This is a genomic window from Actinosynnema sp. NPDC059335 (genome assembly GCF_042752395.1).
Classification (GTDB): domain Bacteria; phylum Actinomycetota; class Actinomycetes; order Mycobacteriales; family Pseudonocardiaceae; genus Actinosynnema.
On record NZ_JBHYXZ010000289.1, the window covers coordinates 1 to 4,550 of the forward strand.

The following is a 4,550-nucleotide window of genomic DNA, read 5'->3' on the forward strand; positions in this document are numbered from 1 at the left end:
TGCGTGTGCTCTGATCTTTGTCCCCCCCCGCCCGGCGGGGGGGGCGGCCGGGCCCCCCCCCCCCCCCCGCCCCGCCCCGCCCCCCCCCCCCCCCCGCCGCGTCCCGGGCGGAGTGGATCACCCGCCCAGGTGTTGACCACCCGCGGGTGCTCTGTTCGGATGGGGGCCGGGCTCGTCCACCAGGGGGAGGTGTCGTGAGGGCCGGGATCACCATCCTGCCGGAGTACCGCTGGGCCGAGGCCGAACCGCGGTGGCGGGCGGCCGAGGCGTACGGGTTCGCCCACGCCTGGACGTTCGACCACCTGGGGTGGGGTCCGCTGGTCGACGCGCCGTGGTTCGGCTCGGTGCCCACGCTGAGCGCCGCCGCGGTGGTCACCTCCCGCATCGGGTTGGGGTTCATGGTGGCGTCGCCGAACTTCCGCCACCCGCTGCCGTTCGCGCGGGACGTGCTGGCGCTGGACGACCTGTCCGACGGCCGGCTCGAAGTCGGCATCGGCGCGGGCGGGATGGGCGGCTACGACGTGCGGGTGTTCGGCTCCGGTGCGGGCGCGGCCAGCCCGTCGCGCCGCTACCGGGAGTTCGTGGAGCTGCTGGACGCCCTGCTGACCCGCGACCGGGTCGACTACGCCGGCGAGTACTACACCGCCGTGGACGCCCGCACCGCGCCGGGGTGCGTGCGGCGTCCGCGGGTGCCGTTCCTGCTGGCCGCGAACGGGCCGAAGGGGTTGGCGCTGGCCGCCGAGCACGGTCAGGGCTGGGTCACGCTGGGCACCGACCGCGACTCGCTCGACGGCTGGTGGCGCTCGCTCGCCGAGCTGTCGGCGCGGTTCGACGACGCGCTCGCGGCCCGGTCGCGCGCCGCGGGCGAGGTCCGCCGCGTGCTGCAGACCGACGCCGCGCCGGTGTTCTCGCTGTCCAGCGTCGAGTGCTACCGGGACTTCCTCGGCCGGGCGGACGAGCTGGGGTTCACCGACGTGCTCGCGCCGTGGCCGCGGGCCGAGGGGCCGTTCGCCGGTGACGAGGCGGTCCTCGACACCGTGGCCGCCGACGTGCTGCCGACGCTGGCCGGGCCGGGCTGATCCGGTCGGGGCGCGGGCTCAGCGGACCTGCGCGGCGACCGGGCCGGGCGCCTCACGACGCGCCGCCGGCACCACCGGTTCGGCGCAGATGTTCTTGGCCACCGCCAGCAGCTGCACCACGTCGGTGGCGAACGAGAACCCGCGGGCGTGCTGGTCGCCCGCCGCGTGGAACAGCCGGTACGCGCGGATCACCCACTCCGTGAGCGAGTCGTCCCGCAGCACCTCGTGCTCGCGCCGCCCGTTGACCGTGACGGTGAGCTGCGAGTGGTCGTCGTCCTCGCTCACCGCGTAGTGCCCGATCGCGGTGCCCCGCTCGAACTCCACCGTGATCCGGCGCTCCCGCACCGGCGAGGTGAGGTCGGAGCTGATCTCCGTGCGCATCCCGCTGTTGTGCCGCAGGCCGATCCGCGCGCCGCCCATCCGGGGCACCACCACGTCGCCCACCGTCAGGTCGTGCCCGGCCGCGTGCGTGACCCGGGCGCTGCCCGCGAGCCGCAACGCCAGGCCGACGCCGTGCGGCAGCTCCACGTCGAACGCGGTCCGCCGCGCCGGCGTGGCCAGCGACCGCCGGAAGTGCGGCTGGTCCTGCACGATCGAGATCGACTTGGGCTCGCCGAGCGTGCCGCCGCGCACCAGGTCGCTGAGCCGCGCGGTGAGCGCGCTGGTCAACCAGGGCTCGACCACCGCGATCCGCAGGCCGTGCTTGCGGCGCAGGCGGGTCACCCGGGCCAGGTCGTCGGTGTCGGCGGCGAGCGGCGCGTCCACGACCACGTTGCGGAACCCGCGCTCGGCCAGCTCGACCAGCACCCCGGTGCGCGCGGCGGGCGGCGTGCAGACGTGCGCCACCGCCTCGCCCGGGTCGAGCAGGGTGGCGGCCTCGCCGAGGCTGCCCACCACCGCCAGGCCCGGTCGGTCGGCCGGTGGCCGTCGCGGGTCGCACGCCACGATCGGTCGGTCGTCGAACAGCTGGCGGACCGAGGTCCGCGCTCTGGCCAGCACCGGCAGGTGCACGTCCGCACCGGCTCGGCCCAGTCCCACGACGAGTGTGCGCACTAGTGGGCCCCGCCTTGTCTCGTCCGGTTCCGAAGGCAACGAAAATGAGCGGTGGAGCGCTCAAATGTGGCCCCGACGTTGGCTCAGCCACGAAGTCCTGTCAACCACGCGTGGGGGAGTTGACCAGGAAGAGTGAACTGGCCGGCGTGCCCTCGCCGGGCCGCTGACCTGCCATACGCTCGCACGGCAGGCGGTGATCGCGGAGGTGGGAACGCTGACCGGACCATTCTTCGGACAACCCGAGACATTTTCCGAGTCGGCGCCGATAACCGGTCGGCGCATTGTCGCGGCGGCCGGGAACGGGCCTCCCGCGCACGTCCGGGAAGCCGCGGAATGGGAATGCGGGAGGCGGGCGTGACGACCTACGTGTTCGACCGGGCGCACGTGGCCGAGCAGCACCGCTGCGTCGCCGCGGCGTACGACCCGATCACCTTCGCCCGGCTGGCGCAGACCGGGATCCGACCGGGCTGGCGGTGCCTCGAGGTCGGCGCGGGCGGCGGCAGCGTGGCGCACTGGCTGGCCGGGCGCGGCGCGGTCGTGCTGGCGACCGAGGTGCAGCCGGAGCACGTGCCGCCCGCGCCCGGCCTGACCGTGCTGCGGCACGACGTCGTGTGCGACCCGCTGCCCGACGCCGCGTTCGACCTGGTGCACGTGCGGCTGGTGCTGCGGCACCTGCCGGAGCGCGACGAGGTGCTGCGCAAGCTCGTGGCCGCGCTCCGACCGGGCGGGTGGCTGCAGGTGGACGAGTTCGACAACTCCTACCGCCCGGTGCTGCTCGCGCCGGACCGCGCGAGCGCCGAGCTGTACGAGACGTTCCTCGCGGTGAAGGACAGCGTGTTCGAGTCCTACGGCGTGGACTGCGCGTGGGGGCGCAAGGCGGCGGGCGCGATGGCGGACGCCGGGCTGGTCGACGTGGACCCGCGCGTGGTCGTGCACCCGTGGCGGACCGGGTCGCCGGGCGTGCGGCTGCTCGCCCACAACACCCACATGCTGCGGGACAGGCTGGTGGCGGCGGGCATGACCGACGCGCAGCTCGCCGCCGTGCGGGACCTGCTGGCCGACCGGCGGTTCCTGGCCGCCTCGCCGGTCGTCTACTCGGTGCACGGGCGTCGGCCGGCGTGACCTCGGGTCAGGCCGTCAGGCCGACCACGGGAGCCGGCGTGCCGCCGAAGGCGGTGCGGGCGACGACGATCGCGCCGGGCACGGCCAGGAGGAGGACGTCCGAGCGGGCCGGTGAGCCCGAACCGTCGAGGCGGACCGGAGTGGACGTGGGCGGTGAGCCGTCCAACGACTGGGTGACCAGGGTCAGCTCACGGCCGTTGTCGGCGCACGCGCGCACATACGCGGTGCGCGTGGTGAGGTCGGCGGTGCGCGCCGGGCAGGCGTCGACCGAGAGCGGGGTGGTCGCGCCGGTGGCCGGGTCCAACGCGCGCAGGTCCGTGCTAGGACCGCCCGCCTGCTCCAGCTCCAGCAGCGGGATGACGCCGAGGTCGGTGCGCACGGTCCACGGCCGCGCCGGGCGCGCCAGCACCCGACCGGTGTCGGTGTCCAGCAGGCCGTCCGGCGCGGCGTCCGGGTCCGGTCGCGCGCCGAACACCTGGAGGAAGGCGGCGGAGCCGTCCCGGGTGCCGCGCAGCAGGACGTCCTGCCGCTCGCCGTCGGACTCGGCGCGGGGCAGCTCGTGCCGCCACCGCTCCCGACCGGTCGCCTCGTCCAGCGCGGTGACGCCGAGCGTGTCGGCGCACTCCACCGGCACGAGCACCGTCGTGCGGCCCCACACCACCTGGCCGAACCACGACGCGCAGCCGGCCGGCGGCGACCACCGCCACCGGGCTTCGCCGGTCAGGACGTCGTAGCCGGTGACGACCTCGCCGTCGCGCAGGGCCAGCACCCGCTCGCCCGGCATGAGCTGCCCGGTCTCGACCAGCACGGACCGGACCACGACGTCGAAGCGCGGCGTCCCGGTGTCGGCGTCGAGCACCACGACCTGCTGCGCCCTCGTGTCGTGCGGGGACCGGTAGGACACGACCACCGTGCGCCGGTCCGCCGACGCCAGCAGGACGCCGACCGGCGCACCGGGCCGCGCGTACCGCCACTCGACCCGGCCGTCGTCGCCGTGCAGCGCGGTCACGGCCCCGTCCCGGGTCGCGACGGCCACCCCGTGCCGGACGGGCACGACGTCCACCACGTCGGCAGGGGGCTGCCAGGCCCACTGCCGGTCGCCGGGTCGTTCGGCCACGGGCTCCGGCTCGAAGTCGCGGGCGTCGCGGGTCTCGGACCGGGTGATCACCGCGTCGGCCGCCGCGGGCGCGAGGACGGCCGCCGCCACGACCAGGACCGCGGCCACCGCGCCGGCCGGCCGGAACCGCCGCGCCGCGCGGCGCCATCGGGAGCGCCCGGTGCCGGGAGGGCCGGGCG

At 76.0% G+C, this 4,550-nt stretch carries 4 protein-coding genes; 2 read left to right on the plus strand and 2 right to left on the minus strand.

Features of this window, described 5'->3' with window-relative positions; all coding sequences use genetic code 11:
* Positions 1-194: 194 nt before the first annotated feature.
* Positions 195-1,079, plus strand: a complete 885-nt coding sequence (locus ACFXGA_RS39680; RefSeq protein WP_378098196.1) for an LLM class flavin-dependent oxidoreductase — start codon at positions 195-197, stop codon at positions 1,077-1,079.
* Between the two features lie 18 nt (positions 1,080-1,097).
* On the opposite strand, the gene ACFXGA_RS39685 is transcribed toward ACFXGA_RS39680, so the two are convergent.
* A complete protein-coding gene (locus ACFXGA_RS39685; RefSeq protein ID WP_378098199.1) occupies positions 1,098-2,117 on the minus strand; it encodes an oxidoreductase in 1,020 nt (339 codons plus the stop codon).
* 369 nt (positions 2,118-2,486) lie between these two features.
* On the opposite strand from ACFXGA_RS39685, the gene ACFXGA_RS39690 reads away from it, so the two are divergent.
* A complete protein-coding gene (locus ACFXGA_RS39690; RefSeq protein ID WP_378098202.1) occupies positions 2,487-3,254 on the plus strand; it encodes a class I SAM-dependent methyltransferase in 768 nt (255 codons plus the stop codon).
* 7 nt (positions 3,255-3,261) lie between these two features.
* Here ACFXGA_RS39690 and ACFXGA_RS39695 read toward each other — a convergent pair.
* Positions 3,262-4,550: PQQ-binding-like beta-propeller repeat protein (locus ACFXGA_RS39695; RefSeq protein WP_378098205.1), on the minus strand; the 1,289-nt coding region annotated here is incomplete at its 5' end.